This window comes from Microbacterium sp. 22179 (assembly GCF_052045715.1).
GTDB classification, from domain to species: Bacteria; Actinomycetota; Actinomycetes; order Actinomycetales; family Microbacteriaceae; genus Microbacterium; species Microbacterium galbinum.
The window spans coordinates 273783-299521 of record NZ_JBQEPJ010000004.1 but is presented as its reverse complement, the minus strand read 5'-3'; the positions used below and the strand labels follow the sequence as shown (position 1 = coordinate 299521).

The following is a 25739-nucleotide window of genomic DNA, read 5'->3' as shown; positions in this document are numbered from 1 at the left end:
CCGATCAGTCGACGCGCGGCCGCTCCGGAGCATCCGTCTGCTCGGGGTCGACGGCGGCATCCACCGCGGCGTCGACGTCTCCCTGCGGGATGATGTCGATCGCCTCGGTCGCCGCCTCGTAGACCTCGGAGAGCGTCTCGTCGACGGTCTCCTCGTCGATCCAGGCGAGGTCGTCACCCGAGTGGTCGTACTCGACGGGCACGAGGGCGAAGTCGTCGCCGTACTCCTCGAGCCCGGCCATGACGCTGTGGCGCACCGCCGCACGGGCATACCGCTCGCGCAGGATCATGGGGTCGCGGCGCAGGTCGATCATGAACGCGACCATCATGAACGCCATGATCACCGCGAACGGCAGCGCGGCGATGATGGTCACGTTCTGCAGCGACTGCAGTCCGCTCCCCTCGTCACCCGACACGAGCACGACCGCGGCGATCGCGCCGACCAGGGCGCCCCAGGTGACCGTGACCCAGCGCGCGGGCTCCGGACGACCCTGCTGCGACAGCGTGCCCATCACGAGCGAGGCCGAGTCGGCGCCGGTGATGAAGAAGATCGAGATCAACAGGATCAGCAGGATGCTCGTGATCAGCGGGAACGGCAGGTTCTCGAGCACGCCGAACAGCACCTCTTCGGGGGGATCGACCACGAGCCCGGCGCCGTCCATCTGCTGGCTGATCGCCGTGGTGCCGAAGATCGCGAACCAGATGAGCGAGATGGCCGAGGGCACGACGATCACGACCGCCACGAACTGGCGCAGCGTGCGGCCGCGCGAGATCTTCGCGATGAACATGCCGACGAACGGCGACCACGAGATCCACCAAGCCCAGTAGAAGATCGTCCAGCCCGAGAGGAAGGTCTCGACCTCTGCACCCTGCGACGCCGAGCGGGCGATCATGGTGGGCAGGTCTCCGAGGAACTGCACGGCCACCGAGGGGATGACGTTGAGGATGAGCATCGACGGCCCGACGAAGAACACGAAGAACGCGAGCACCAGTGCCATCACGGCGTTGGTGTTGGAGAGCGCGCGGATGCCCTTCGAGACGCCCGAGACGGCCGAGGCGATGAAGCACGCGGTGAGCACGGCGATGACCGCGATCAGGATGCCGTTGCCGACCTCTCCGATGCCGGTGACGAGCTCCACGCCGTGGCCGATCTGCAGGGCGCCGAGTCCGAGCGAGGCGGCCGTGCCGAAGAGCGTGACGATGATCGAGAAGATGTCGATCGTGCGGCCGAGGGGACCGGTCGTGCGGCCCTCACCGAGCAGCGGCGCGAAGATCGAGGAGATCAGCGGGGTGCGGCCGCGGCGGAATGCACCATAGGCGATCGCGCCGCCGACGAGCGCGTAGAACGCCCAGGCCTGCGGACCCCAGTGGTAGAGCACCTGGGCCTGCGCGGTGTGCATCGCCTCGAGGGTGTTGGCCTCGACGGTGCCGGGCGGCGGCGTCTCGAAGAACGTGAGCGGCTCGGCGGCACCCCAGAACACCAGACCGATGCCCATGCCGGCGGCGAACAGCATCGAGATCCACGAGAACATCGAGAACTCGGGCTCTTCGTCATCGCGGCCGAGCGGGATGCGCCCGTACCGGCTGAAGCCGACGAACAGCATGAACACGAGGATCACGGTGGCGATCGTCGTGAAGAAGAAGCCGAAGTACTCGACCACCCACGCGAGCACACTGCTCGCCGTGCCCGACAGGTTGTCGCCCGCGAACACGCCCCAGGCGATGAACGCGACGGTCGCGACGAGCGCGACGCCGAACACGAGGTGGTCGGTGCGATAGGTGCGCCCGGTCTCTTCGACCGAGACGCCGGGGATCAGCGCCGGGTGCAGTCCGCGGGGCGGAACGGCCGACATGTCGCGGACGATCTTGCGGCCCGTCTCGGTGGCCTTGGGGACGATATTGGTGGCGGTGGTGCGGGGAGGCTTCTCTTCGGGGGTCTCCATGGGAAACCATTCTCCCACGGCGCGTTCACCGGGACGGGGGCTTGCGCGGGGCGGGGCCCTTCGACAAGCTCAGGGACCCAGTTCCGTCGACCCCACCCGGCCTGGTTCCGTCGACCCACCCGGCCTGGTTCCGTCGACCCACCCGGCCTGGTTCCGTCGACCCCACCCGTCCTGGTTCCGTCAGCCTTACCCGGCCTGGTTCCGTCGACCCCACCCGCCCTGGGTCCGTCGGCCCACCCGGCCTGGGTCGCTGAGCCTGTCGAAGCGTCGCAGGGCGGCAGCATCCACTCGCTCGGGAGGAGAACTCGCGCTGCGCAGGATCAAAAGCGGCGGATGCTCCTGCCGAACGCGAGTTCTCCTCCGCTCGCGGGCGCGGCGGGGCCCTTCGACAAGCTCAGGGACCCAGTTCCGTCGGCCCCACCCGGCCCAGTTTCGAGGCACCCCGACCTGGGTCGCTGAGCCTGTCGAAGCGTCGCGGGGCGGCCCCGCGGCTACCGGCGGAAGAAGCCCGAGAACACCGAGTGCAACAGGGGCAGAGCGGATGCCCAGAGCAGGGTGTAGCCGAGACCGGGCACCGGCTCGACGAGCAGTGCGCCGCCCACAAGCATCGCGGCGAAGAGCACGCCCGACCCGATGCGGCGGGCGATGCCCTCGAGCCGGTCGAGACGGCGTTCGAGCCGGGAGGTGTCGAAGGTGACGTTGCCGTCGTCGACGCGGGTGATGATCGCGTCGATGCGGTCGGGAAGGCGCATCGTGATGCCGGCGGTCTTCATCGCGCGCTGCGCCATGTCCTGCACGAGGTTGCCGCTCTCGTCGCGCAGCAGCCGGTTGGCGTAGGGCTCGGCCGCATCCCACACGTTAAACGTCGGGTCGAGCGCACTGCACATGCCCGAGGTGAGCGACACCGCGCGGATCAGCAGCAGCAGGTGCTCGGGCAGTTGCAGCGGAAGACGGCGCACCATGTCGCCGAACTCGTCGGCGAAGTCGGCGAACTCGCGCGGGTCGACCTTCGACAGCTCCGCGAAGCCCATGCCGCCGAACCGTGCGAAGAGGGCGGTGAGCGCCCGTTCGAGCTCGCCGGTGTCGGCCGAGGGCAGCAGCACCCCGATCTCCTTCGCGGCGGCGACGAGTCCGCGGCTGTCCCGCGCGGTCACCGCGATCAGGAGGGTGCGCAGGCCGGCGCGCAGATTCGCCGGAACCTCGGCCATCATGCCGAAGTCGATGAAGGTGAGGTGCCACGGCGGTTCACCGGCATCCGCTCCCGCCGCCCGCGGCGTCACGAACATGTTGCCGGGATGCGGGTCGGCGTGCACGAAGCCGTGCGTGAACACCTGGTCGAACATGACCTCGGCGAACACCTCGGCGACCTGCGCGGGGTCGATGCCGGCGGCGCGCAGCGCATCGGTGTCGTTGATCTTGATGGCCGTGACGTCCGACAGGGTCAGCACGCGGCGGGTCGATCGCTCCCACACGATCGCCGGCGCGTCGACGCGCGGGTCGTCGGCGAAGGCCTCCCGGAAACGCTCGGCGGATGCCGCTTCGTGCAGGTAGTCGATCTCCTCGAGGCTCGTGGCCGCGAACTCCTCGACGAGGGCGGGGGCATCCACCCGGTCCGACACGATGCGCACCCGCGTGAGCCACTTCCCGACCCGGCGCAGCGCGGCGAGGTCGGTCGCGACGATGCCGTCGATCCCCGGACGCTGCACCTTCACCACGACCGTGTCGAGCCCGGTGTCGGCGGCATCCTGCTCCGACAGCTTCGCCCGGTGGGCCTGACCGAGGGATGCCGCGGCGAGCGGAGTCTCGTCGACCCACGCGAACGCACGCCCGAGCGGGATCCCGAGCTCGGCCTCGGCGAGCACCCGGATCTCGGCGAACGGCACGGCCGGCACCTCGTCCTGCAGGCCGGCGAGCTCGGCGGTGATCTCGGGCGGCAGCACGTCGAGACGCGACGACATGAACTGGCCGACCTTGATCATGAGCCCGCCGAGCTCGACCGCGAGGCCGTGGAACCGGCGGGCGAACTTCTGCATGCGCGGAGCGCGCGTGCGCTCAGAGATGCCCCTCATGCCGAAGCGCGGCAGCACGAGCTCGAACCACCAGATCTTCACGAATTCCCGAGCGGCGAAGGAGATGATGCGACGGTAGCGAGCGCGGTGGGCGCTCTGCGCCGGGGCATCCGTCATCGTGTTCTTCCTCCGCCGTCGGGAACGCCCGCCCGGAGGCCGGGCGGGCAGAAGCGCGTCATCCCGGCCGGATCAGTCCTGCGCGAGGATGCTGTACAGCTTACGGCGGGCGTCGTCGAGCACGTCGATCGCGGCCTGCACCTGCTCGGGCGATCCGCTGCGGCCGACCTGAGCGGCGGCGGCGGCGAGGTCGACACCGGCCTTGGGCAGCGCGTGGAAACGCGGGTCGTTGCGGTGGCCGTCCTTCGAGGTCGACTCCCACGGAGCCTTCGTCTCGGTCGTCTCGGTGGCGACGGCGCGACCGGCCTCGGTGAGCGAGTAGGTCTTGCGACCGTTCTGCTCCTCGGCCTCGATCAGGCCCTCGTCGGCGAGCAGCTGGAGCGTCGGGTAGACGGAGCCGGCGCTCGGCTTCCACGACCCGCCGCTGCGCTCGGAGATCTCGTTGATGATCTGGTAGCCGTGCATCGGGCGCTCGGCGAGCAGCGAGAGCACCGCCGCGCGGACATCGCCGCGGGCCATGCGGCTGCCGGCGGACGGACGCTGCTGGTCGAACGACTTGCGCAGCTGGTCGAAGGCGTCGAAGAGCGCGCCGGCCGGCCCGTTGGGGCCGCCGAGGCCGCCGGTGCCGAAGATGTTGCCGAGCGGGTTGTCGGCGTTGCTGCTGTTGCTGCCGGTTCCGCCGAAGGGGAATGCGTTGTTCATGATGACCTCCAGATGGGGTGGTGAACGATACTCAACGATATATCGTTCACCTGGGTGCGGGGTGGGAATCCGGGTCCCCCACAAGGGGGATGCACCGCCCCTCCGGCCTCCGTACCGTCGTATGCATGACAGATCCCGGAGAGAAGTCAGAGAAGTCCGCGAAGGAGACCCAGACCGGCCTCGTCATGGGCATCGCCCTCGGCATCCCGTTCGGCGTCGTGGCCGGCCTGCTGTTCTTCGACAACCTCGGCCTCGGTATGGGCCTCGGGCTGTCGCTCGGCATCGCGATCGGGCTGGCGTTCGATGCGCAGAACAAGAAGAAGACGGATGCTTCGCCCGACGCGCCGCCCGAGCCGGACGGGCCATCGACCCCCTGAGACCGCCCCTGCGACGCTTCGACAAGCTCAGCGACCCAGGGGTGGGTACCTGCACGAAACCGGGTCCCTGAGCCTGTCGAAGGGTCCCACGACACCGGGTCTCTGAGCCTGTCGAAGGGCCCCTGCGCCGAGAGGCCGTCTCCGCGATCCGACCGCCTCGATCGTGCCCACCACACGCCCGGGGGAAATGCAATCCCGGTGCGCGTCATAGCGACGACTGTTCTACTGGCGTCAATGTCGTCGTATATCGGAATCCAGAAGCCGTCCATCCGGGTCAGTGTGATCGTGCCCGTCTTCAACCCGGGCGACGGGTTCCGCGACCTCATCGCCTCGCTCGACCGGCAGAGCCTGCGTCCGGATCAGTTCGAGATCCTGCTCTGCGACGACGGCTCCGATGAGGCGACGAAGCGGCGCCTCGACCGCGTTGCTCAGGATCGTCCGCACGTTCGCGTGCTGAATCTGCCGCATTCCGGCTGGCCGGGCACGCCGCGCAACGAGGGCGTCGCGGCCGCGCAGGGCACCTACGTGCAGTTCGTCGACCAGGACGACTACCTCTTCGACACCGCCCTCCAGGCCCTCTGCGACTACGCCGATGCGAACGGCTCCGACGTCGTCGTCGGCAAGGAGGTGGGCATCGGACGCGCCCTGCCGAGCCGCATCTTCCGTCGCGATATTCCGGATGCCGTGCTCGGCGAGCACCCGCTGCTCGAGATGCTCACACCGCACAAACTGTTCCGCACGGAGTTCCTGCGCGCCCACGGCATCCGCTTCCCCAACGGCCGCGTGCGCCTCGAGGACCACCTCTACGTGATGCAGGCGTACTTCGCGGCGTCGAAGATCTCGATCCTCGCGAGCGTGCCCTGCTACGCGTGGGTCAAGCATCCGGGCAGCGCGAGCGCTTCGCGCCTCGATCCCGAGACCTACTTTCCGCACCTCGAGAACGTGCTCGACGTCGTCGAGGCGAACACCGAGCCGGGCACCCTGCGCGACCGCCTGCTGCGGCACTGGTTCCGCGGCAAGATCCTCAAGCGCCTGAGCGGCAGACAGATGCTGCGCTACCCCGCCGAGTACCGGAACCGGCTGATCGACGTCGTGACCCCCATCGTCGAGAGGCGCTTCGGCCCCGGCGTGGACGCCGGACTGTCGTTCCCCCACCGCATCCGCGCGGCGCTGTTGCGTGCCGGGCTGCGCGGCGACCTCGTGCGCTTCGCGGAGTTCGAGACGGAGCTGTCGTGCGTGGCCGCGGTCACCTCGGCGAACTGGTCGCGCGGCGGCGGGCTGCACCTGTCGATCGACGTCAGCATCCTGCGCGACGGGCGCGAGGCGCTCGTCTTCGACACAGAGACCGACCGCCTGTCGTCGCTACCGCTCGAATCGCTCACCGACCTGCCGCCCGAGGCGCTCGTCGCCGGGCGGGAGCGCACCAACGACCGGATCGAACTGTTCCTCCTCGGCGATGAGCCCGGCGACGAACGTCGCATCGCGAGCGAGCGACCCCGTGCGCGCTCCGGCATCTCGGTCGCGATTGATCCCCTGAGGGTGTTCGCCGACCACGGCCCCTCCTCGACCCTGCGCCTGATGGCGAAGGTGCGGCGGGCCGGGTGGACGTTCGACGTGCCCGTGACGTCGGATGCCGGTGCGCTGATGCGCGCGGGATCGTCACCGCTGCTGGCCGGCAGCGCCGTGCTTCTCACGACCGGCTCGAGCGGCGGCGTCGAGCTGCAGCGCGAGGGGTCGGGCACGGGACTGCGCGACCTGGCCGGGCGGTCGGCGCGACGCGCACGTCGCGTCTTGCATCGCAGCTAGGTCATGCCGCCCTGCGACGCTTCGACAGGCTCAGCGACCCAGGGCTGAGTTCCTCGTCCGAACGGGGTCCCTGAGCCTGTCGAAGGGCCCCGCCCGGGGGACCCCACCTATCGCGTCGGCAGCGTCAGGATCTCCGCGCCGTTCTCCGTGATCGCGACCGTGTGCTCGGTGTGCGCGGTGCGGGCACCCGTCGCGCTGCGGAGGGTCCAGCCGTCGGCATCCGTCACGAGCTCGTCGGTGTCGGCCATGATCCAGGGCTCGAGCGCGAGCAGCAGGCCGGGGCGCAGCACGTAGCCGCGGCCGGGGCGTCCGTTGTTGGCGACGTGCGGGTCCTGGTGCATGGTCGAGCCGATGCCGTGGCCGCCGAACTCCATGTTGATCGGGTACCCCTCGGCCTTCAGCACCGTGCCGATCGCGCGGGAGATGTCGCCGATGCGGGCGCCGGGGCGGGCAGCGGCGATGCCGGCGGCGAGCGCGCGCTCGGTCGTCTCGATCAGGCGCTCGTCCTCGGGATCGCGCGTGGTGCCGACGATGAAGCTGATCGCCGCGTCGGCCGCGATCCCGCGCAGCGAGACGGCGAGGTCGAGGGTGAGCAGGTCGCCGTCGGCGAGCGTGTAGTCGTGCGGCATGCCGTGCAGCACGGCGTCGTTCACGGCGGTGCAGATGTAGTGGCCGAAGGGTCCGTCGCCGAACGAGGGGGCGTAGTCGACGTAGCAGGACTCGGCGCCGGCATCCTCGATCATCTGCTTCGCCCAGCGGTCGATGTCGAGCAGGTTGGTGCCGACGGATGCCCGAGCCTTCAGCGCGTGCAGGATGTCGCCGACGAGGGCGCCGGTCGCGCGGGCGCGGTCGAGTTCGTCGGGCGTGAGGATTTCGATCATGGGGTGCTTTCCGGTGGCGACCAATAACTATCCCGGCAATCCTATCCCGGGATTAGTATTGGCATCATGATGGTCCGGCTGCCCCTCACCCCCGCCGAAGTCGAACGCGGCGAGCGCCTCGGCGCCCTGCTGCGCGCTGCGCGGGGCGAGCGGTCGATGCTGAGCGTGGCGCTCGACGCCGGAGTCTCGCCCGAGACGCTGCGCAAGATCGAGTCGGGCCGCGTCGCCACACCGGCGTTCTCGACGATCGCCGCGATCGCGGGGGTTCTGGGGCTGTCGCTCGACGCCGTATGGGCCGAGATCGACGCGGATGCCGCGGCCCCGGGTCGCGTGGCTTCGTAGGCGCGGGGGGCGGGGCGGGGCGCTCCGCCGCGTCTGAGTGCCGCCGACCGGTGCGAAATGTCGGTAATGGCGCGCCATAACCAACACTTCGCACCGATCGGGCGCGAGGTCTCGCGTGCCCGCAGCTCACCCCGGCAGTTCGACCCCTCGGGCGGTGGCGAGTTCGCGCGTCTTCTCGGCGGCATCCGTCTCGATGCACACCGCCGTCTGCAGCCCGAAGCCGTTGTCGCGCAGCAGGTAGTAGCTGGTGATCTCGCTGAGGCGAGCACCCTCGACGTCGCGGAACACGAAGCGAACGTGCACCAGTGCGAGCTTCTCCGTCACGAGGGTGATGTCGAGCACCTCGTGCCCCGCCGCGGCGAAACCGAGCCGCTTGTGCAGGGGGAACGACATCGAGAGCCCCTGCACGAGCGCCTCACGGGACTCGGCCACCATCGACGCCGCGTCGTCGACCACCACCCCCGGCTCGGCCCACAGCTTGGCCCACGCGCCGGCGTCGAAGTTCGTCAGCGTTGCGGCGTAGCGGGTGAAGTAGTCGTCGATCCGAGTCGCAGTGATGGCCATGCTTCGAGCCTCGCCGAGGGGCGGATGCTTCGCAAGGGTGCCCTCAGCTGGAGAGCACCGAGTCCAGCAACCCGGGGAACAGGGCGTCGAGGTCGTCGCGGCGCAGGGTGAGGCGTCGACGCCGGCCGTCGGGCTCGTTGCGGATGACACCCGCCTCGCGCAGCACCTTCATGAAGTGCGACTTGGTCGACTTCGGCAGGTTCGGGTCGGTGGCGTGGCAGGCGGCCATGTCGAGCGGACCGTCGGCGAGCTGGCGGGTGATGGCGAGGCGCTCGGGGTCGCTGAGCGCGAAGAGCACGTCGGTCAGCTGGATCTCGGAGCGCTCCGGGTGAGGAAGATCGCCAGGCATGGTTCGAGAATAGTTGAACAATCATCGGATGGCGAGTACGGTCGGATGGTTCGAGAAAACTCGAACGATTGAGGAGCGCCGCATGACCAGTACCGAGTCGATCACCGTGCCGCCGCAGCGCGATGGGGCCCTTCGACAGGCTCAGGGACCCCGTGCGGCTCAGGGACCCCGTGCGGCTCAGGGACCCAGTGCGGCTCAGGGACCCGGTCGCGCCGGCATCCGCTCCGGCCTCGGCTTCCCGCTCGCGGTCGTCGCGCAGATCGTGATGATGATGGGCGCGAGCGCGCCGTCACCTTTCTACCCGGTGCTCGCGCAGCAGATCGGGTTCGACGCGATCGTCATCAGCGCGGTGTTCGCCGTGTACGCGGTGGCACTGCTGCTCACGCTCCTCACGGCCGGTTCGCTCTCCGACCACATCGGCCGGCGGCCGGTGGCGGTCGGCGGATTCCTGCTGCTCGCCGCCAGCATGGTGCTGTTCTGGCATGCGGATGCCGTCGCCACCCTGTTCCTCGCCCGCATCCTGCAGGGCGCGGCGAGCGGTCTGCTCATCTCGGCGCTGTCGGCGACCGTGCTCGACTTCGCCCCGACCGGGCGCCCGAAGGCCGCGGCCCTCTGGAACTCGTTGAGCCCCGGCATCGGTCTCGCGTCCGGTGCGCTCGTGTCGGCGGCGCTGCTCGACGTGACCGGCGAAGCACTCCTCGACGTCTTCGCGCCGCTCACCACCGCGTACGTGCTGCTCGCCGCGCTGTTCTTCGCGATCCCCGAGACCGCGCCGCGTCGGCCCGGAGTCTGGGCGTCGCTGAGTTTCCGGTTATCGGTGCCCACCGGCATCCGTTCGGATTTCTGGCGCGGTGCACCCGCGATCATCGCGGGCTGGGCGACGGGCGGGCTGTTCCTCTCGCTCGGCGCGAACATCGTGCGCGGCGAGCTCGGCGGCGAGGCGCACGTGTGGCAGGGGCTGGGCGTCGTGCTGCTCGCGGGTGTCGGTGCGGTGACGGCGTTCGCGATGCGTCGGATGCCGGCGCGCACCACCGTTCTGTTCGGCACGGCGGCCCTGGCCGTCGGAACCGCGCTGTCGCTCGCGGCGCTCTCGGTGCAGTCGCTCCCCTTCTATCTCGTCGCCGCGGGAGTCACGGGCATGGGCTTCGGAACCGCGTTCTCGGGAGTGGTCGCGTCGCTCGCGCCGAAGATCCCCGCGACCGAGCGCGCCGACACGTTCGCCGTGATCTACGTGCTGGCGTATCTCGCGTTCGGGGTGCCGGCCGTGGCGGCGGGGCTGCTCGTGGGCGTCGTCGGGCTCGAGGCGGTGTGCTTCGGATACGGGGTCGTCGTGATCGCGCTGGCGGCGGTGGCGTTCGTGCTGCGGGTGCGGCGGGGGTAGGCGCGGGGGCTGCGGCCTCTTGTGCACGGCTCTCTTATGCACGGATCGGTGCGCGTGCACGGATCGGTGCGAAATGCCGGTTCTGAGCGCCCATGACCGACATATGGCACCGATCGGTGCACGCTTGCGCACCGATCAGTGCGCGCGTCGGCGCTTCTCGCCCTGCGGCACCCACGTCCAGCGCAGCGCCGGGCCGTCGATCTGCTTCACGGTGAAGCGGCGCGCGCAGGTCGTGCACTCGACGAGGTAGGTCATCGACCAGCCGGGCTCGGAGGTCTCGACGATCCGCACGCGGCCCGCGCGCTGCTCGTCGTTCGGGTCGGTGCGGTCGCCGTCGCGGTACGGATCGCAGCACGGATGCCGGTCACTCACCGGCATCCTCCGGCCAGGTCCAACTCGCGTTCGCGTCGCGCACCTGCTTCTCGATGCGGCGGCGATGCGAGGCCGCGCGTTTGGTGTCGGCGTTGCCGAGCACGGGCCAGCGCCACTCGGCGGGGAAGATGTGGAGTGCGAGCGTCGTCGCGTCGGAAGCGTGCAAGTCGGCGGCATGAACGAGCGTGAACGCGTAGTCCTGCACCCGCCACACCGCTCGCGGGAACGACACGAGTTCCTCCCGGCTCAGCACGCGGCCGTATCCCTCGTCGGGGTCGAGCGGCGATTCCGCATGGAACCCGTCTCCTCCGTAGAAGTGGACGAACGCCATCTCGAGCTCGCGTCGGAGCGCCGGCATCCGTTCGTCGGGGTCGTCGCCCTCGGACCGCGCCAGCGGGAAGATCCTCACCCGATCGTTCTCGACGATCCACGGGCTGAGCGCGCGCCAGTCGACCTCGACGTCGGGGCGCCCGTCGGGTCCGCGACGCTCACCCCGGCGGATGCGCAGGATCTCGTCGACGATCGCGAGACCGTCGGCGACCCGCACGAACGACACAGCGGATGCCGTCAGCCGAGGTTCGCCTGGATCTGACCGGCGAGCTTCTCGACGGCCTTCTTGTTCTTGACGCCGTCCATGAGCGCCGGCGGGCGGTTGTGGTGCACGTTCAGCCACAGGTGCACGTCGGATCCGGATGCCGCGGGCACGACCGTCGCGCGCCCGATGAGCTCCCAGTTGAGCATCGTCTTACGGGTCTGGAAGTCGATCTGCGTGCCGTCGGGACTCTGCCCGAGCACCTTCGCCTTGGTGTCGGCGAGGGTCTTCTGCACGGCTGCAGCGGTGGCGGTGGCATCGGCGTTCGAGTGGAACGTGGCGGTGGCTTCGGATGACATGCGGGTCCCCTCCGGTTGGGATCGTGTGTGTCGGTGGGGCCAGGTTAGCGGGTGGGACGGACGGGGTCGCGGAGGGTTGACAGCGACGTCCGGTTCCTGAGCGCCCTTCGTCTCGCTTCGCTCGCTCAGGAACCGGAGCGAAGCGGCGAGCGCCGTACTGAGCGAGCGCAGCGAGACGAAGTGACGAAGGGCCACACACAGAGACTGGGCCCCTGAGAGCAACTGGGTCCCTGAGCTTGTCGAAGGGTCCCACCCCGAGATCCCGTCAGCTAGCCGACAGCAGCCCGATCTCATCGCGCGCCCAGGTCAGGTTCGAGCTGTCGCGGAACGTCATCCCCCGGATGCCGCGCTTCTTCGACTTCGTCACCGGACGAATCTCGTCCTCGAACGACCGCAACCGCGAGGCGAACTCCCAGCCGTAGGCCGCATCGCTCTCGCCGAGGTAGTAGGCGCCGGGCGGCAGGATCGTGAGCGCGACCGGTCGCCGCTCCAACCCGTCGGCGCCGGTGACCCGCACCTCGACGTCGTAGATCGCCTGCTCCGAGGAGTTCACCACCACCACGCCGTACGTCGTCTCGTCTTCGCCGATGCGCGACGCCACCCACGCGAAGACCTGACGCGCCTGCGCCTGTCGTTCACGGGCGGCGCTGTCGTCGTCGCGTTTGGCTTCGACGGCGAAGAGCCTGCCGGCATGCTTCGCGCCCAGAATCGCGGCGAAGAGCGCGCCGATGGCGGTGAGAGCGGTGACGATGTCTGCGAGTGATCCGAGTTGCACCCCGTCACCGTAGCGACGGGTTGCGGATGCCGGTGCGCGACAGGCGGAGGGGTGGAGTTGGAATACCGATCTACTTCGTGGGCCTTCGGGGGATGTGATCGACGTGTAAAAAATCGGCCCGATTCTTTACACGTTGTTTGCACTGTGCGAGTTTCTTTACGTATGAATTGCCCTACGAATCGGCGACGCCTTGGCTAAGAGAGGATCCACACATGAATGCTCGATCCGCGCCCTTCGACGAGGGCTGATCCCGTGGTACGAACTGGCGCACGCGCCGCGGCGCTCAGCAACCTCTTGCTCAGCGCGGGGTTGCGCGCCTCTCCCAAACCTGCGGCCCCACGGCTGGCGGCAATGCGCGCCGAGGCATCCGCCGATGTCCTCGACCTTTACAAGCGCCTCGGGGGAACCCAACCGCAACCGCGCCTCGCACCCGGGGCCTGGGACCTCGCCTTCGACGGGGTCTTGCTCGAGCTGGACGAGGGGTTTCATTTCAACCGCTACCGCGTGGCGACTCTCGCCCCGCCCTGGGCGTCCGACCTGCCGTGGCGTGACGCCTACCTTGAGTACTGCGCCACCCACGAACAGAAGTCAGGCACCGGGGGCAGACGCTGGTCATCGCCTTCTGCAACGCGAATGTTCGGCGGAACCGACCCCGATGGCGTGTTCGACAACCATGGTGCATCGCGGTGGAAGCAGCGCGCACTCTATGACTCAATGAAAGACGCGAGTGCGGCCTCTGGCCAGGTTCGACTTTCTCGGATCTCGATCTACGACACGATCGACGGCGTGCGGCTCGACCACGTGCTCTATGGCCGCGCCCGACTATCCGCTGAGCGAGTCGTGGAGCACGTGCTGAGTCGTCGCATCTAGGTGTCGGGGTCGATGGTCGAGAATCAGAAGATGGAGAGTCCACACCTCGCCGAACAATCGGAAGCAATCGCGCCCGCAATTGAGGCGACGTATCGACAGCTTTTCGCCATGCCCTCCCCGGTGAGCATCACCGGACGCTCCTCAAGCATCACGAACTCTTTCGTCAACGGAGTGATCCCCGTCGTCACGCCAACCGAGGACGAGGTTCGCGAGGCCTTGGAGATTCTCGGGATGCTTGAGCGGGTCGCCTGCGCGTATTGCGGTGACACGAGCACGGAGTGGGATCACCTCCGCCCCCTCGTCGACAAGCAACGCCCGACCGGATACATCTCGGAGATTCGCAATCTCGTGCCGGCGTGCGGGAAGTGCAATCAGAGCAAGGGAAATAAGGCATGGCGTACATGGATGTTCAGCGACGCTCGCCTCTCTCCCAAACGACGCGCGGTCGCCGACATCGACGATCGCGCTGCGAACCTCGAACGCTTCGAGCAATGGGGAACCCCCGCTCGTATCGACTTCGCCAGCGTGGTTGGAGAGCCGCTCTGGCTCGAGCATTGGGAGCACCATGCTCGCCTCCTGCGGTTGATGCGAGAGGCCGAGGCAACGGCCCGAGAGATCCGCGCACGCGTCAAAGAGTTCCACGACGAGCAACTGTCGATCTCTACGACCCCCGACCCTGCGTGACCGACCGGAAGGCCTCACCCATGCCCCTCACCGCCCCTCAGCTCGACCGCGCGGTCGGTGCCGTGCTCGCCTCGGCCGCCGGCGATGCGCTCGGGTCGCAGTACGAGTTCGGTCCGGCGCTCGACGATGCGGTGATGCCCGTGTTCGGCGTCGGGCAGTTCGGGCACGGCGTCGGCGAGTGGACCGATGACACGAGCATGGCCGTGCCGATCCTCGACGTGCTCGCGCGCGGTGATCGACTGGAGGATGCCGCGTCGCGCGAGGAGATCGTCGGACGCTGGATCGGATGGGCGCAAACCGCGAAAGACGTCGGCGCGCAGACCCGCGCGGTGCTCGCGCGCATTCCGCAGCCGTTCACCGAGGCCGATGTGCTCGCGGCATCCCGCGCCGAGCACGACCACGCCGGACGCAGCGGCGGCAACGGGGCGCTCATGCGCACGGGTCCGCTCGCGCTCGGCTATCTCGACCGGCCCGCCTCGGAACTCGCGGCCGCCGCCGAAACGATCTCGAAGCTCACGCACTGGGAGCAGGACAGCGCCTCTGCCTGCATCCTCTGGTCGGCGGCGATCCGGCACGCGATCCTCACCGGCGAGCTCGACGTGCGGGGTCAACTGTCATTGCTGCCGGCGGTGGATGCTGCACGCTGGGACGGCTTGATCGATGAGGCGCTGGCGCCCGGGGCCCATCCGCGGGACTTCATGGCACAAAACGGGTGGGTCGTGCGGGCGTTCCAGGGGGCGCTGGCGGCTGTTGCTGGGGCGTCGTCGCTGGTGGATGCGTTGGAGCGGGCCGTGCGGGGTGGGGCGGATACGGACACCGTCGCCGCGATCGCCGGGTCGCTGGGTGGGGCGGTGTGGGGCGCGTCGGGGCTGCCTGGGGAGTGGGGCGGGGTGTTGCACGGGTGGCCGGGGTACTCGGTGGGGGATTTGCGGGGGCGGGTGAGCATGGCGACCAGCGGGACAGGGCCAACTCGCGCTAGGCCACCCGCAAGCGGCATCTCTAGACCTACCGAGTGGGCGCGATCAGACGACACGTAGCGGCTAGACCACGATTCCTGGGCCGGGAAAGATCTCACCCTAGGGACATGTAAGCCCAGGAACGCCTGCGAATCGTCCAGTGTGCACCCGATCACCGATAGCACGGCGGCACGCCGCGATGGACCGCGCTAATGCGACACCGAGCCAGTGCACGAACAAGTATCACGCACGAGAGGGCGCGTCAATTTAGGACACCAACGGCTCGGACAGGCATAGCAAACGCTCAAGCCGTCGCGTACCGGTCCGCCTCTTGCATCACCCAGTCTCTGTAGGCCTCGGCCTCGTATCCAGCATCCTGAAGCAATTCCGAAGACTCCAGAAAACACTGCTGAAAAACATCAGCCTGCGTACTCAAGATGTCATCCACCAGAACTCGCTGCCTCACACGTTTGGGAATCCTAGAAGATTGCTCGCAAAGCTTGTCGTCTCTTTCAGCAGGGGTGGATAGCGAACCCACCAGACCTTGAGCGTCTACATGGATAAATGGATCAGGCTTGAACCTGATTGCCAAAGAGACGATATCGTCCTCGCCGTTCATATCTGCGCCCGTACGATAAGTAAAAAAGCTTCGAACTGCCGCCCTCATGCCGTGGCCAACCGCCTGAGAGACTATCCATTGCGTTAGCCCAAGCATAAAACCGTCCGCGACACTAACCTCATCGGACAGGGCGACAGAGTCTGCTGCATCATGGATGCCCCATGCGGAGGCGAACTCCGAAGCGTAACTCTGGCAGGCATCGTGCATTGCCTGCGAAAGCTCCTGGAGCGACTGTCGAACGTTGGCCTCAATGCTCTCTTCGTCAATCCGAGTAGTAATAAACAACAAGAAATCTTCGTCGGAACTACTCTGATTCTGCAGAACTGCCTGCAGCGCGGCGAAGTAGTTTGGAATACCTCCGGCCCGCTCTTTGCCCGCAAAACCACCACATAGATCGAGATTTATCACGTGGAAGGGTCCAGCTTTTCGAACTTTACGCCATTGTATCGATCTGGTGTTTCCGACCCTCCGAAAATCTCCATCGACAACTTCTGATTCGGAGTCAACCACATCCAGTCGATTAATCGAAAACTGCGTTGCATTTAGCTCTGGTTGACCTGCATCCAACGGGGAGGCAGCGGTGTTAAATCCAAGATACTTCAGTCGCACATTTCGCGGTCCGCATACCGACTTCGCGAAATGTCGTATATCCAGGAAGTCATTCCCAGGCAAAGTGAGATAGCGCACTTCCTCCGTTATCTGAAGGTCCCGAATCAGTATTCCCAACTCGCGGGACCATTGCGCCGAGCGTACGTGCTGCTTTCGCGGCCTGTGCCACGGCTGAAAACTGCGCTCCGTTCGAGCCGGAAATGGGGGAGAACCATCACCGATAAGTGACCGAAGATCCTCGCCCGACCCCTCGTGCTCTTGATGATCAGACAATGTTCTCGGCTTCCAAAATTCCAAGAATTGAACCGAGAAGGTTCTCCTGCTCCTTCTGGGAAAGCTGTTCGAGAACACCATAGACGGCAAGCAGCTTGGTTATAGATTCAAGGCGCCGAAGACTCTCGGAACGCGGAACGATCTGAGCGGATGACGGGATCTCGCCAACAATGCGGGCGAGCTCATAGGTCTGAGTTATCCCTTCCGGATCGATGGACAGTTCTTCCGAGCCCGTAAATCGTATGTGGGGCACGACGCCTTCGCCATCGGATCTGATCGCGTTGGCGGCCTCGATGATTTCCGCGACTCGGTCCTCGGCGTCTCGTCGCGTAGTGTCCCTCGCCTGAAGCCGCACCTCTTGTGCCTGACGCTTTTGAGCGGTGGCCAACTGACGCAGCGCACTGTGCACCCAACGTGTCAGCAGGACGGTGTGCGGGTGCGCCGTATTGAAACTTTCGCGGTCAATGTTTAGCGCGGCTTCGAGTCCCTGCTTCACAAATACTTCGCAGGTGATTTGACGCAGCCGCGTGAGCTCCGCGATCTGATAGTTGAGGAAAGTTGAATCGAAGAGGGTCCCACTTGCTCCATGTATGCGGACAAGCACGCCCTGATGCTCCGTCGGCGCGACCTTCGGTGTCCAGAATAAATACGCCTCGAACTCCAACGGACCTGCACTGACGTCCCGATCGAATCCGTTGAAATCTTCGCGCAAAGAGCCAACAAAAACCATCGGCTTTTTCAGCGCGTGCTGGGTCGTGGGTAAACCGCGATACTTCAAGGGTCTACTCAGCTGCAAACCATCAATGACGACACGAAACTCATCCGACTCATCCAAACTCGTGGACGAAAGCCCTGAGATCTCCCGAAGGGTGACACCATCCTCGCTCGAAATCAGCTGCGTCGCCGATCCTTTCGGGCTGTTCGAAAGTTTGAAGAAGTATGCCCAGTCATCTGAAACTTGCTCATCTAGAACGCTTCCGTTGACATAAGGTAGCGGAAGCGACAGGGCCAGATTCCAAACCATCTGCAAGTAGTTGTCGAAAATCTCTGCCAACTTGACCGTAGCTCGATTCTGAACGGACGACCAAACGCAATCAACCATCTTGCTAAACGCAACATCAGGATCATCTCGATCCTCCCAAGGCAATTTTCGTGCGCCGCCTCGTTTGTCCTCAATATGAAAGTCCGCGCCATCGAGACGACCGATGTGAAAAAGAGGGATTGCGGAGAGCGATTTGGCCCCGGATTCTTCACTGATCGGGTTATCGATCGAACTCCATAGCTGTTCGCTTCGCAGGCTGTCACGCGTTTGCGGGCGAATGGATGTAAGCACGATAGTCGTTCCGTGCGCGTCAACATCGCTCGTACGCTCACGCCAAACCTGGTACTCACCCGCCTTGAAGTCCGTCTCGTCACCGTTGGACGGTTCGTCTGCGAATTGCTTTAACCTCACGAGAACAACGGTTCGATACGCGTCCCCCGCGGTTTTGGTTATGATCTGAAAACTATGCGTGAGTTGCGACACTGAGAAGATGCCGATGCCCAATTTGCCGATCAGTTTTCGACCACCAGGAGTCAGGGTAGGGTCACCCTCTGAAGCTATTCCTAACGCTTGCCCTTGCTCTGTCCGCTTAGCACTGCCGCCGATATTGTGCAGAAGGTGAATGACAGCGTCAGGGGTCATCCCCGTCCCATCATCTTCAATCGTGATCCGGCTAAACTTAGGTGCATCAGTCTTGACGGACACCCACGTCGCGTCAGCGTCGTAGGCATTAGCAATGAGTTCTCGGATTGCCGATCCGGGCTGTCGGTAGATTCCGTCGGTGACTCTTGCAATAACGCGATCATTCGTGCGTAGCACCGACTCGATCGATCCCGCCTGCGTCGTTACCTGCCGCAGCTCTTCCGCAAGTTCTCGATCACTCTTCGTCGGAGAGTTCACGTGCTTCTCCTGTTCCTGCACTCTTACTTTCCAAAGCCCTGATGGTTGCCCTCGCCAATGCCTGAGCGAGTGGCGGGGGCACTGCGTTAGAGACCTGTTCGACCTGCGCCGAGAGAGGCCCTTCGAGCACGAAGCTGGTCGGAAAGCCCTGCAACCTCATAGCTTCGTAGATGCTCAGGCGACGATGGCCTTGAGGGTGAACATGTATCTCCCGGTGACCGTACGCAACAGTCGGGCTTGGCCTATCCCAGGCGAGTCTTCGAAAGCTACGGGCCCCCTTCGGGGCTCGCTCGGGGTTTCGGAAGCGAGCTGACACCGGTCGCATCGTCCAGTGATTCGGGTGAAAAGAGATGTCAGTAGGCGAAAGTCCCCGGGCAAAAAACGTTGGCTCAGGCAGGCCGCCGATCGCTGCTCTGACATCTAAGCCGTCCCGCGGCAGCTTGGTGGGAGCGAATGCTGCCTCTGCTTCGGCCGTTTTGAATGCCGAGATTATTACCCTGTTTCGGTTTTGTGGTACTCCGAAGTCCAGTGCACAATACTCGTCTACCCGTTCATTGAACCCGAGATCTTTGAATTTGCTCAGGATTGCGCTGAATGCAATCTCATGCTTCACATCTTTGATCCCGAGAACGTTCTCAAATAGCACAAATTGTACGTCATACTTCGCTTGTAGCGCCTCAACAATCTCCAAGTACAAGATTGGAAGCTGGTTGCGTGGGTCGGATGCAAGGGCGGCGGGATTTGCTCGCGAGAATCCTTGGCAAGGCGGCCCGCCGATCACACCGATCGCTTCACCATCTGTTAACACGTCGGCGAGGGCATCGATCACGCCCTCTGGCTGCAGTTCCATCAAGTCCGCGGCGATCGACGTGATACCGACGAAGTTTCGCCTGTGGGTTTTGATCGCCCATTCCGAACGGTCGACCGCAAGGACCAAAGAGAACCCTGCCTCCTGGTAGCCGAGATCGAGCCCGCCTGCGCCCGAAAACAGACTTACGACCCTTGGCAAAGACATCCAGTCCCCATCTCCACAACCTCGACTCCCCCACTCAAGTAAGCGCACCGACGATCGGGCTGCGGCACCACCCACCCGTAGATCCTGTCCACCTTATCGGGTGCCTCGGACACGTTGGACTCACCGCCACGACGAGACCGCCGTCAGCAATCGTCACTCGCCGGGTTGCCGCCCACGCACCAACCGCGATACCAGGCTGGTAGCACTTCTTCATCGCCCGATTCTGCGGCCAGTCGCGCTATCCAGTTGCTCGCTGGAGTCTCAGTCGCCCGCTTTGCTCGGTGGTTCGCTCCGCCTCTTCGTGGACGAGCGCGGCTTTGTCCAGGCTTACTTTTCGGAAGACGTCATCCCCCCGCGGTCGCGGTGACGAGCAGCGCCTATTCCGAGGGGAGGTCACCAATCTCCGTGACCCACCGATCGGTGATCCTCTGGATCGGCGCGAGCCTGTCCGCGAAGACGTCGTGGCGCTTGAGATCGATGGTACGTGCGAAGCGAAACTGCCAGGCGCCGGTTGCGGAGAATAGACATGCTGCCACGACATCGAACCCGTTGACCGGGTAGAAGCGCGATGCCGGATCGCCCTTCGACGCACGGGTTTTCTGTACCTCAACTCGATACGCTCCGTCAGCGAACGTTCTGGGGCTCGCGTTCTTGCACTCGACTCGAAGAGCCCGCCCATCTGTGAGATCGACGTCGAAGTCGTGAAGGGCGTCAACGTCCAGCCGTTCCGAGCGAAGGACATCTGCTGAGACTTCTAGCTGGTGCTCAAGATGATGCTCAGCAACGCCGCCGCGCACAGCCACGGCAAGTCGATTTCGACCGCCAATGATGTCGAGGATCTGCTCGCTCGATAGGGCGAACTGCTCCTCAAGGACGTGCTTACCCTGCGTCACCGGTTGATCCTGCTCGCGCACGATTGCTTCCGCAGCCGCAAACCGTAAAGGCGGATCTAGACGCAGCGATGTCGCTCGCCGTTCCAGACGCGCGTAATCGATGAGGTGCTTCGGCGTGAACGCGACGACCGTCTCTAGATTGAGCGGAGATCGTGCGTCTTCGCGCTTCCTCCCGGGCTTGTTCGTCTTCTCCCATACATGCCAACCCGCCTTGCGCGCAGCATCAACGTCGGCTTGCTTGAGGTAGAAGGAGATTCCCATGGGGAGGGGATCCCACAGAGTTGCGTCGAGACCAACCGCTACTTCCGCGAGCGGGTCGATCCCGAGAATCATCGTTACGTCAACGCCGCCGATGTCCCGGCCAACGGGATGTTCACGCTTCCAGCTCGCCTCCGACCCGTAACGAAGCTGACCCCGCACCTCGTCGGGCGGCCGATTCACGATCTGATTATTCGTGATCCGAAACGGGTACACCAGCAGGCCGATGCGCTCATCCGACGGGAGCTGCACCCCGAGGTATACGGGTGCCCGATTGGGTTCGCTGGCATAGATGACCCGACCTCCCGACGCTTCAACGGCGTTGAGGAGAAAGTCGTGAAGGTCAAAGCGGTTCTGAACGCGATACACCTCGCCGAACGAACGCCCTGCGATCAAGTCATTCCCCACTATCGCTCCCACCGCTCGTCTGATCGACCGTCGCCTGGATTCCAAGCATGTCGGTGGTCCAGGACAGACTGCTCTCGACGATACTTGTTGATGAGTGTGACCGCCCGGTTGGTCGCACGAACGAAGACGAAACTGAGGTGTCAGATGGGCGAACAGCTCCCCGTCGTGAGCTTGTTCTCTGGTGCTGGCGGACTCGACCTCGCTGTCGAGCGTGCCGACGCCGATCCGCTCATCTCAGCTGACCACGGCAGCGGCCTCTTGAAGGTGTCGGTCGCGACTGATTACAACGAGCCGGCACTCGAGACCCTTCGAGCCAACTTTGACGGTGCGGCGACGGTCTCTGGAGACATCCGGGAGGTGCCCACTGAACAGATCCTCGCAACAGCCGGCCTTCGCTCGTCCGAGCCCGTTCTGGTGGTTGGCGGTCCGCCATGTACACCGTTCAGCAAGTCCGGTTTTTGGCTTGAGCAGAAGCGCGAGAGCCGTGACCCGAACGCTTCCCTCCTCGACGAGTACGTCCGCGTCGTAAGAGACTCCCGCCCCGAAGCGTTCGTGCTGGAGAACGTTCAAGGTCTGACCTACAGCACGCACAAGGCCCAGTTTGAGCGCCTCCTCAAGGCTCTGGCCGAACTCGGGTACAACCCGCAGTGGAAGGTGCTGCTGGCTGCCGACTACGGAGTGCCACAGCTCCGACGCCGCGTCTTCGTTGTCGGGCGACGCGATGGCAAGAAGTTCGAGTTCCCGGAACCCACTCACTCCGGGTGGAGCGAGCGCGACCGAAAAGTCGATTCGACGAAGATTCCTCACGTGACCGCGGGGCAAGCGTTCGCCGATCTTCCGCCTGTCTTGCGGGTCGCGAGCGACGAAATCGTCGCCGGTCAGTATGGAGAACTGGCCGCCGAGGTTCCTCCTGGGCAGAACTATCTGTGGCACACCGATCGGTACGAGGGGCGTAATCACTTCGAGTGGCGCAGCCGCTACTGGACCTTCCTTCTGAGACTCGACCCGAATCGCCCGTCGACCACGCTGCAGGCGCAGCCCGGCCCGTGGGTTGGGCCGTTCCATTGGGAGAACATTCAAACCCCTGATGGCCTTGAGCGTGCGCGACGACTGCGCGTTGCTGAGATGCTGCGGCTGATGTCTTTCCCTGACGACTTCAAGATTGCCGGCAACCGGGCCGACGTCCAGCGTCAGCTTGGCAATGCCGTGCCACTTGAGCTGGGGAAGGCAGTTGTGCGGGCCCTGATGACTCAGCTGGGGTACATCGAGGAGAGTTCGACGCGCCGGCTAGCGGTCAGTTGACAGTTAGCGAAGGCGCGGAGCAGACGAACTATGCCCTCCCCCGCACCTGGATCTTCGACGTCGACGGCACCCTCGCCCTCATCGGCGACCGCTCGCCCTACGACATGCGGAATGTCTCTATCGACACCCCGCACCGTCCGGTCGTGATGGCGGCGCAGGCGCTCGCGGCGCACCCGGATGTCGATGCGCTGCTCGTCGTGTCCGGCCGCGATGAGACTGCGCGCCGGGCCACCGAGGCGTGGCTGACGTTTAACGGCATCCCGTTCGATCGGCTGCTGCTCCGCCGCACCGGCGACCAGCGCGCCGACAACATCGTGAAGGGCGAGATCTACGACTCGTACATCGCGCCGCACTACGACGTCATCGGCGTGGTTGATGACCGCCGCAGCGTCGTCGAGATGTGGCGATCACGCGGGTTGGTTTGTTTTCAGGTCGCCGACGGCGACTTCTGACGGCGTCTTTGTGGCGGGACCTTCGACGGGCCCAGGGGACGGGTTCTCGCGGGGCGGGACCCTTCGACAGGCTCAGGGACCCAGTGAGTGAGGGAGGGGCGCCGTAAGCCCCTCCCTCACTCAGTGGGCTAGGACCGCCGTAGGCGGAGGGCCAGCGTGATGCCCGCGGCGAGCACGCCCGCGCCGAGCGCGACGCACAGCAGCATCCACGATCCATCGAGACCGGTGGTCGCCAGCGAGTCACCGGACGCACCGGCCCCGGCATCCGCTCCACCACCGGCGTTCTCACCACCAGAACCAGACCCACCATCCGAACCACCGGCCGGATCCACAACCGTCACCGTGTCCCACCCGATGACCTCACCATCCGCGGCATACAGCGCGAACCGGTGCTCACCGAACGGCACCGACTCCGGCACGGTCAGCGAGACCGCACCATCAGCCACAACTCCCGACCCCGCCGACACCGGCGAAGAGAACAGGTACCCGTAAACAGTCGCCCCGTCGAACCCGTCAGACAGCGAAACCGAAACCGTAGCCCCCGGCGCGAAGCGCGACGGGTCGACCGAGATCACGCCTTCCAGCGCGTCCGTCAGATCCGACTCCACCGGCGTCCACGGCGACGCACCCTCACCGATCACCACGGAGACAGACTCAGCCGCAGCACTCCGCGTCCCGATCGACGGAACGAACGACACCGCGTGCGCGCCCAACCCCGAGATGGGCGACGACAGCGCAACGGACCACGACCCGTCAGCCGCAACGACCGAAGACCCGAGCGATACCCCGTCAACAACCACACTCACCGAAGACCCGGCAAACCCACGCCCGGAGAACGACGAGACCACAGCATCCGACGGCAGCACAGTCCCGAAGTCCCCAGCAACAGAGAACCCAGAAACCAAGTCCGCCCGCTGGTACAAGAACTCACGCGAAGACAGCGCATGATCCACCACGCGCACCTCGCCCACACATCCGTGCCAGCCGTGCTCGACCTCGGTGTTCCAGGTCGAGGCGCCGATGATCCACGGCATGAAGTCCGCGGCCATCATGCCGCCGACATTCGACGCGTTGCGCAGCACCGGCACGCCATCGACGTACATGATCGCGGTGTCCGCGCGAGGGTCGTTCACGATCGCGACGTGGTGCCACGATCCCTGCATGATCTCGCCGGACCACAGGGTGTAGGACGCCCGAGAAGAACTGTCCCCCGCCGAGAACTGGTACTCGCGCAGGCTCGAGATGCCGAGCCATGCGGCGCCGGCACCCGGGTCGGACGAGTCGTTGATGCCGAACCACTGGCGTGCGCCCCCGCGCGTCAGCGCGGCGCTCCAGCGGTCGGCGGCCTCGGTCCATTCCTCGTCGAGCTGCAGGAACGCCTCGGCGGTGCACCCGGACTACGACGAGAGATCGGCGAACGTCGCCGGCGCCCCGTACTCGGTCGAGATGTACGACATGTTGTCGGGGCCACTCGCGTTGCGGTGCACGTCGGCGAATCGATGCCGCCGACCACCCGCGGCCTATCCGCGCAACCCGACGAACACCCAGAACTTCCGCAACGCTCGGGTGACCGGACGCACCTCGGGCTCGGCCGTGATGACCACCCACACCTCCTGGATCCGGTCGTCGAGTCTCGCCCCGTAGAGGAACGCGCCCAGACCGATCAACGTGATTGCGGCCACGGCGCTGAGCCCATAGATCAGGACAGGGAGACTGTCCATCGCCGCTCCCAACGCCGCCACCGAAACCACGATCGCAGAGCCAGCCCACGTGTATTCGAAGAGGTGACGCATGTTCTCGCGACGTCGCTGTAGCGTGCCGAGGGCGAACTGCAGATCCGCCGGCGAGTGGGTCGAGCCGGACAGCCACCGTTTCAGTTCTCTTCCGGCCTCGAAGGGGCGCCAGGAGTTGAGCTTGCTGCGGTTCAGGGGCACATCGAAACACTATCCACCACGGCGAGCGCCGGTAGAGACCGCCGCTGTCACGAGCTTGCCGGAGCAGCATCCGCACCCCAGCGCCCCAACGCCCCGATCGCCTCCCCCAGCGCCTCCCCGCGCTCGGTCAGCGCGTACGCGCGGGTGTTGTGCGTCAGCGGCAATCGCCTCAGCACGCCGGCTTCTTCCAACTCGCGCAACCGGGTCGCGAGCATGTTCGTCGGCGCCCCGAGCTCGCGCTGCAGATCGCCGTAGCGTTGCGGGCCGGCGAGCAGCTGCTCCACGATGAGCAGCGCCCAGCGCGCACCGACGATGTCGAGGGCGGCGGAGAGGTCGCTCACGCGGTCTGGTCGGTCGCCGGCTTCATCCAGAACGGCGAGTAGTGGTAGCCGTCGGGGTCGTCGAACTGGCGCTGATACATGAAGGGGTAGTCGTCGATGTCACCGACGCGACCGCCCGCGGCTTCGGCGCGCGCGACGAGTTCGTCGACCGCCTCGCGGCTGTCGAGGTCGAACGAGACCGTGACCTTCGACGGGGTGTCGGGACCGCCGATCAGGTCTTCGGTGCCACCGACGCTCGCGTACATCTCGCGGCTGCCGAGCATCACGTACTGCTCGGGCGCGATCTGGAAGCACGACACGTTGTGGTCCGACATCTCGGCGTTGAGGGTCCAGCCGAGGGCGGTGTAGAAGGCGGTGGCTCGTTCGACGTCAGCCACGGGACAGGTGATGAAGAGGCTCATGCGTTGATACTTGCAAAATACAAGTGCGGGGTCAAGGGGTGTTCGGCATCCGCTCGTCTGCCCGCTCGCCTGCAGGGTCGTCTGCCCGCTCATCCGCAGGGACGAATCACATCTGCAGGGAGAAACGGGCGGATGCTCCCTGCAGGTGTGACATCTCCCTGCAGGTGTGCGCGCGGGGGCCCTTCGACAGGCTCAGGGACCCAGCCTCTCGGGG

The 25739-nt window shown here is 65.7% G+C and carries 27 protein-coding genes; 9 read left to right on the top strand and 18 right to left on the bottom strand.

Going from position 1 to position 25739, the window contains the following annotated elements; translation table 11 throughout:
- Nucleotides 1-4: 4 nt before the first annotated feature.
- The 3 genes from ACTJKK_RS11365 to ACTJKK_RS11355 all read right to left on the bottom strand — a co-directional run bounded on the left by ACTJKK_RS11365 (nt 5) and on the right by ACTJKK_RS11355 (nt 4830).
- The gene (locus ACTJKK_RS11365) at nt 5-1942 is read right to left on the bottom strand and encodes a BCCT family transporter (RefSeq protein ID WP_440748070.1); all 1938 of its coding nucleotides are present in this window, start codon (nt 1940-1942) and stop codon (nt 5-7) included.
- A 491-nt stretch (nt 1943-2433) separates the two neighbouring features.
- A complete protein-coding gene (locus ACTJKK_RS11360; RefSeq protein ID WP_440748069.1) occupies nt 2434-4128 on the bottom strand; it encodes an ABC1 kinase family protein in 1695 nt (564 codons plus the stop codon).
- Nucleotides 4129-4200: 72 nt separating this feature from the next.
- The gene (locus tag ACTJKK_RS11355; protein ID WP_440748068.1) at nt 4201-4830 is read right to left on the bottom strand and encodes a PadR family transcriptional regulator; all 630 of its coding nucleotides are present in this window, start codon (nt 4828-4830) and stop codon (nt 4201-4203) included.
- A 125-nt stretch (nt 4831-4955) separates the two neighbouring features.
- Here ACTJKK_RS11355 and ACTJKK_RS11350 point away from each other — a divergent pair, with 125 nt between their 5' ends.
- Nucleotides 4956-5207 carry a hypothetical protein gene (locus tag ACTJKK_RS11350; protein ID WP_440748067.1) on the top strand — a complete coding sequence of 84 codons (252 nt, stop codon included), beginning with the start codon at nt 4956-4958 and terminating at the stop codon, nt 5205-5207.
- A 234-nt stretch (nt 5208-5441) separates the two neighbouring features.
- Nucleotides 5442-7013, top strand: coding sequence for a glycosyltransferase family 2 protein (locus ACTJKK_RS11345; RefSeq protein WP_440748066.1), 1572 nt, complete (start codon nt 5442-5444; stop codon nt 7011-7013).
- 107 nt (nt 7014-7120) lie between these two features.
- Here ACTJKK_RS11345 and map read toward each other — a convergent pair whose 3' ends face one another.
- The gene (gene map, locus ACTJKK_RS11340; protein WP_440748065.1) at nt 7121-7894 is read right to left on the bottom strand and encodes a type I methionyl aminopeptidase; all 774 of its coding nucleotides are present in this window, start codon (nt 7892-7894) and stop codon (nt 7121-7123) included.
- A gap of 69 nt (nt 7895-7963) precedes the next feature.
- On the opposite strand from map, the gene ACTJKK_RS11335 reads away from it, so the two are divergent.
- Nucleotides 7964-8236 carry a helix-turn-helix domain-containing protein gene (locus ACTJKK_RS11335; protein ID WP_440748138.1) on the top strand — a complete coding sequence of 91 codons (273 nt, stop codon included), beginning with the start codon at nt 7964-7966 and terminating at the stop codon, nt 8234-8236.
- 126 nt (nt 8237-8362) lie between these two features.
- Here the strand turns inward: ACTJKK_RS11335 and ACTJKK_RS11330 are convergent, their stop codons facing one another.
- The gene (locus tag ACTJKK_RS11330) at nt 8363-8800 is read right to left on the bottom strand and encodes a hypothetical protein (RefSeq protein ID WP_440748064.1); all 438 of its coding nucleotides are present in this window, start codon (nt 8798-8800) and stop codon (nt 8363-8365) included.
- 43 nt (nt 8801-8843) lie between these two features.
- Nucleotides 8844-9149: an ArsR/SmtB family transcription factor gene (locus ACTJKK_RS11325; protein WP_440748063.1), complete on the bottom strand. Its 306-nt coding sequence runs from the start codon at nt 9147-9149 to the stop codon at nt 8844-8846.
- Between the two features lie 82 nt (nt 9150-9231).
- Here ACTJKK_RS11325 and ACTJKK_RS11320 point away from each other — a divergent pair, with 82 nt between their 5' ends.
- Nucleotides 9232-10530, top strand: a complete 1299-nt coding sequence (locus ACTJKK_RS11320; protein WP_440748062.1) for an MFS transporter — start codon at nt 9232-9234, stop codon at nt 10528-10530.
- Between the two features lie 135 nt (nt 10531-10665).
- Here ACTJKK_RS11320 and ACTJKK_RS11315 read toward each other — a convergent pair whose 3' ends face one another.
- The 4 genes from ACTJKK_RS11315 to ACTJKK_RS11300 form a co-directional block, all read right to left on the bottom strand.
- Nucleotides 10666-10902: a hypothetical protein gene (locus ACTJKK_RS11315; RefSeq protein ID WP_440748061.1), complete on the bottom strand. Its 237-nt coding sequence runs from the start codon at nt 10900-10902 to the stop codon at nt 10666-10668.
- Nucleotides 10895-11458, bottom strand: a complete 564-nt coding sequence (locus tag ACTJKK_RS11310) for a hypothetical protein (protein WP_440748060.1) — start codon at nt 11456-11458, stop codon at nt 10895-10897. Before ACTJKK_RS11310 ends, ACTJKK_RS11315 begins: the two co-directional genes overlap by 8 nt.
- A gap of 11 nt (nt 11459-11469) precedes the next feature.
- Nucleotides 11470-11793: a hypothetical protein gene (locus ACTJKK_RS11305; protein ID WP_440748059.1), complete on the bottom strand. Its 324-nt coding sequence runs from the start codon at nt 11791-11793 to the stop codon at nt 11470-11472.
- A gap of 265 nt (nt 11794-12058) precedes the next feature.
- Nucleotides 12059-12568, bottom strand: coding sequence for a hypothetical protein (locus ACTJKK_RS11300; RefSeq protein WP_440748058.1), 510 nt, complete (start codon nt 12566-12568; stop codon nt 12059-12061).
- A gap of 216 nt (nt 12569-12784) precedes the next feature.
- Between ACTJKK_RS11300 and ACTJKK_RS11295 the strand changes: the two genes are divergently transcribed.
- The 3 genes from ACTJKK_RS11295 to ACTJKK_RS11285 are packed head-to-tail and all read left to right on the top strand — an operon-like array spanning nt 12785 to nt 15159.
- A complete protein-coding gene (locus ACTJKK_RS11295; protein ID WP_440748057.1) occupies nt 12785-13438 on the top strand; it encodes a DUF7255 family protein in 654 nt (217 codons plus the stop codon).
- A 12-nt stretch (nt 13439-13450) separates the two neighbouring features.
- Complete coding sequence (locus ACTJKK_RS11290; protein ID WP_440748056.1) at nt 13451-14122, top strand: HNH endonuclease; 672 nt, start codon at nt 13451-13453, stop codon at nt 14120-14122.
- Between the two features lie 20 nt (nt 14123-14142).
- The gene (locus ACTJKK_RS11285; RefSeq protein WP_440748055.1) at nt 14143-15159 is read left to right on the top strand and encodes an ADP-ribosylglycohydrolase family protein; all 1017 of its coding nucleotides are present in this window, start codon (nt 14143-14145) and stop codon (nt 15157-15159) included.
- Nucleotides 15160-15382: 223 nt separating this feature from the next.
- On the opposite strand, the gene ACTJKK_RS11280 is transcribed toward ACTJKK_RS11285, so the two are convergent.
- The 4 genes from ACTJKK_RS11280 to ACTJKK_RS11265 form a co-directional block, all read right to left on the bottom strand.
- Nucleotides 15383-16660 carry a PP_RS20740 family protein gene (locus tag ACTJKK_RS11280; RefSeq protein ID WP_440748054.1) on the bottom strand — a complete coding sequence of 426 codons (1278 nt, stop codon included), beginning with the start codon at nt 16658-16660 and terminating at the stop codon, nt 15383-15385.
- Nucleotides 16572-18521, bottom strand: a complete 1950-nt coding sequence (locus ACTJKK_RS11275; protein WP_440748053.1) for an ATP-binding protein — start codon at nt 18519-18521, stop codon at nt 16572-16574. Before ACTJKK_RS11275 ends, ACTJKK_RS11280 begins: the two co-directional genes overlap by 89 nt.
- Nucleotides 18499-19536, bottom strand: a complete 1038-nt coding sequence (locus tag ACTJKK_RS11270; protein ID WP_440748052.1) for a DNA cytosine methyltransferase — start codon at nt 19534-19536, stop codon at nt 18499-18501. The genes ACTJKK_RS11275 and ACTJKK_RS11270 overlap by 23 nt, the downstream gene beginning before the upstream one ends.
- A 377-nt stretch (nt 19537-19913) precedes the next feature.
- Nucleotides 19914-21095, bottom strand: coding sequence for a hypothetical protein (locus ACTJKK_RS11265; RefSeq protein WP_440748051.1), 1182 nt, complete (start codon nt 21093-21095; stop codon nt 19914-19916).
- Between the two features lie 144 nt (nt 21096-21239).
- Here ACTJKK_RS11265 and ACTJKK_RS11260 point away from each other — a divergent pair, with 144 nt between their 5' ends.
- Both ACTJKK_RS11260 and ACTJKK_RS11255 read left to right on the top strand, forming a co-directional pair.
- Nucleotides 21240-22397, top strand: coding sequence for a DNA cytosine methyltransferase (locus ACTJKK_RS11260; protein ID WP_440748050.1), 1158 nt, complete (start codon nt 21240-21242; stop codon nt 22395-22397).
- Entirely contained in the window at nt 22394-22849 is a 456-nt protein-coding gene (locus ACTJKK_RS11255; RefSeq protein WP_440748049.1) for a phosphatase domain-containing protein, read from the top strand. The genes ACTJKK_RS11260 and ACTJKK_RS11255 overlap by 4 nt, the downstream gene beginning before the upstream one ends.
- 128 nt (nt 22850-22977) lie before the next feature.
- Here ACTJKK_RS11255 and ACTJKK_RS11250 read toward each other — a convergent pair whose 3' ends face one another.
- The 4 genes from ACTJKK_RS11250 to ACTJKK_RS11235 all read right to left on the bottom strand — a co-directional run bounded on the left by ACTJKK_RS11250 (nt 22978) and on the right by ACTJKK_RS11235 (nt 25525).
- The gene (locus ACTJKK_RS11250; protein ID WP_440748137.1) at nt 22978-24171 is read right to left on the bottom strand and encodes a LamG-like jellyroll fold domain-containing protein; all 1194 of its coding nucleotides are present in this window, start codon (nt 24169-24171) and stop codon (nt 22978-22980) included.
- 198 nt (nt 24172-24369) lie between these two features.
- Nucleotides 24370-24783: a hypothetical protein gene (locus ACTJKK_RS11245; protein WP_440748048.1), complete on the bottom strand. Its 414-nt coding sequence runs from the start codon at nt 24781-24783 to the stop codon at nt 24370-24372.
- Nucleotides 24784-24830: 47 nt separating this feature from the next.
- Nucleotides 24831-25124 (bottom strand): winged helix-turn-helix transcriptional regulator, encoded by a 294-nt coding sequence (locus ACTJKK_RS11240; RefSeq protein ID WP_440748047.1) that lies wholly within the window; start codon nt 25122-25124, stop codon nt 24831-24833.
- Nucleotides 25121-25525 (bottom strand): VOC family protein, encoded by a 405-nt coding sequence (locus ACTJKK_RS11235; RefSeq protein ID WP_247623829.1) that lies wholly within the window; start codon nt 25523-25525, stop codon nt 25121-25123. The genes ACTJKK_RS11240 and ACTJKK_RS11235 overlap by 4 nt, the downstream gene beginning before the upstream one ends.
- Nucleotides 25526-25739: the final 214 nt, after the last annotated feature.